Annotated in this window: 3 protein-coding genes; all 3 read left to right on the forward strand. The window is 31.7% G+C overall.

Going from position 1 to position 2,500, the window contains the following annotated elements; translation table 11 throughout:
* The coding region (locus N4A55_RS01085; RefSeq protein WP_293753553.1) for an RHS repeat domain-containing protein at positions 1 to 1,031 on the forward strand (1,031 nt) is incomplete at its 5' end.
* On the forward strand, positions 1,024 to 1,875 hold the full coding sequence (locus N4A55_RS01090) for a hypothetical protein (RefSeq protein ID WP_293753554.1): 852 nt from the start codon (positions 1,024 to 1,026) through the stop codon (positions 1,873 to 1,875). The genes N4A55_RS01085 and N4A55_RS01090, both read left to right, overlap by 8 nt.
* 246 nt (positions 1,876 to 2,121) lie before the next feature.
* Positions 2,122 to 2,493 carry a hypothetical protein gene (locus tag N4A55_RS01095; protein ID WP_293753555.1) on the forward strand — a complete coding sequence of 124 codons (372 nt, stop codon included), beginning with the start codon at positions 2,122 to 2,124 and terminating at the stop codon, positions 2,491 to 2,493.
* Positions 2,494 to 2,500 lie beyond the last annotated feature (7 nt).

A 2,500-nucleotide genomic window follows, 5' to 3' on the forward strand; every position in this document is an offset into this window, starting at 1 on the left:
CAATAGAACTTGATGACAAAGCCAATATCATAAGCTATGAGGAGTATCACCCATTTGGTACAACAAGCTACCAAAAACATAACACCACCATATCGCAAAAACGCTACAAATACAACGGCAAAGAACGCGATAACGAAACCGGAATGTGCTACTACGGCGCAAGGTATTATGCTGCTTGGATATGTAGGTTTGTGAGTGTTGATCCTTTGCAGTTTAAGTATCCAAATTATACTCCATTTTTGTATGCAGGGAATAATCCAGTATCTAAGATTGATATTGATGGTTTGGAAGAAGGAAAACCAAAAACACATCCGAATGTCATAATATTTATTTCAAAGAGAGAAAAGACATTAAAGGATATAGATGATCAAGCAAAAGAATTAAAGAACTGGACTGTTATTACAGGTAAAGATATTAAAAGTGTTTCGAAAGAGCTTAAGAAAAAGTATGAAGGAAAAAATATTAATAACCTTGTCATACGAACACATGGCAGTGAAAACAGGGGTGCTATTAAATATAATCCAGTAAATGGAAATGAATTTACAACGAGGGAAATTCATAAGTATTATAAGAAAACGGTAACAGATTTTTCCCGAGGATTTATGAATAGTTTAAATGATGTTATCTCAAAGGTGAAAGATGGAGGAAACGTTGTATTTATAGCTTGTGCTGCTGGGAAAGATGAGAATTTTGTTAAAACAGCGTATGGTTTTTTCACTAATAAAAATGTCAATATTTATTATAATAATACATTAAGTAGTTTTAAGGGACGCGTTTATGATGTGTTTAGAAATTTTAAGGGCTATAAAATGAAGTTTGGTAAGCCTATTACTAGACCAGATATGCCTAATAAAGGATGGAAGAAGGTATTACCATTATTGCCATCTTATAGAATAAAATCAATGAATAAAGATGGAACAATATCATTTGAGTTAAAATATCCGGAACCAATTATAAGTAGATCAAAAAAAATAATAATCAATGATAAAAAAAGAGAAACCAGTTGTAATAAAACATTAAGATATGCTTAGAAAACTATTGATTATAGTGTTATTGTTTATATACCTTTCAGATATGAATGGTCAGAATCTAGATAAAGAGAATATTGAAGTCTTGATTAATGATTTACGTGCTAAATTATTAGAAACATATAAAGGTTTTGATTCAATTTCAGAAGAGGTTGTTTATTCCAATGAATACAAGATTGATTTTTCTACTTTGAAAATTGTAAAACATAAAGAGAAAGACTCTGTTTTACAATGGAGTATATATGCATCTGATAATGGACAGAAGATTAATAGAGCTTCTTTAGCGATAAGAGGTAGAATTCGTTTTGAATTTGAGTTTCTGCATAGTGATAGATATGTGTTTATTATTGTATGGTCGGGTGGAGGTAAATATGAAAATCGTTATAATTTGGGTAATGGGTTTTTAGTATATGATAAGGAATATGGGCGATCTAGTTTTATTACTTTTGCTTTAGAATATTTAGTTGATGTTTGGATAAAGGATAAAATCCTTTTTGGTTTAGAAAATGATACCGATGCATCTTCAATTAAAAAGATATTCTATGTTGATGCTGAGTTGAATGTAAAGTCGAAATTAGTCTTTGCTGATAATAATCTGATTATGGGTGCAAAAATTGCTAAAGATGGTATGTCAGAAATTATATCAGTTCCAAGGTCGAATAAGGAGTATTCTTTAAGAATAATGTCTCTGCATAAGATATATAAACTGTTGGATCATATTGATTTATACAATAGTGTAGACAGTAGTGAATGTTTTACTTTATATGGAAGACAGGATTATAATGAAGATAACCAACCCTTTTTATGGGAAATTTCTCATGATATTTACATAAATTGTATAAAATAATAAACCAATAAAGTGATGTCATAAATATAAAATAAATGATTTTCACTCTATTAATGTTTGATGTACTGGTGGTTAGTGTTGTTTTGTGACGGAAATTAGTATGATTCGATTGCGTCTTAATAATATTAATTAGAATAAAATCGAGGCAGTAAAATTCTATAAAATTGAATTTTGCTGCTTTTTTATTTCTGACAAATCCACAACAACAACAGCGTAGTAAAGGCAACAGACAGAGAGCTAAAAGGAATGGCAATGCCTACCCATAGTGATGTAGCAAACGATATAACACTGCCAAACACTGCAACTAATGCAATGCAGAACTACACGCATAACTACCAGTACGATGAACTTGGTAATATTATGCAGGTGCGCAGCAAGGATCAGTGGACACGAGATTACTACTACAACTTTGAGAATAACAACTACCTTCTTGGTCACGAAGAGAACAAAACAGAGTATAGCTACGATGCTCATGGTAACATGGCAACGATGCCACACCTGAAAGCAATGCACTGGGATAATAACGACTGGTTAACCCATGTAGAACTTGATGAGAGTGGCAACAGTGCATACTATGTATATGATGGTTCAGGAGAGCGTGTACGTAAGATTGTATAGAAACGAA

Source organism: Vallitalea sp. (assembly GCF_025211055.1).
In the GTDB taxonomy this organism is placed as follows: Bacteria; Bacillota; Clostridia; order Lachnospirales; family Vallitaleaceae; genus Vallitalea.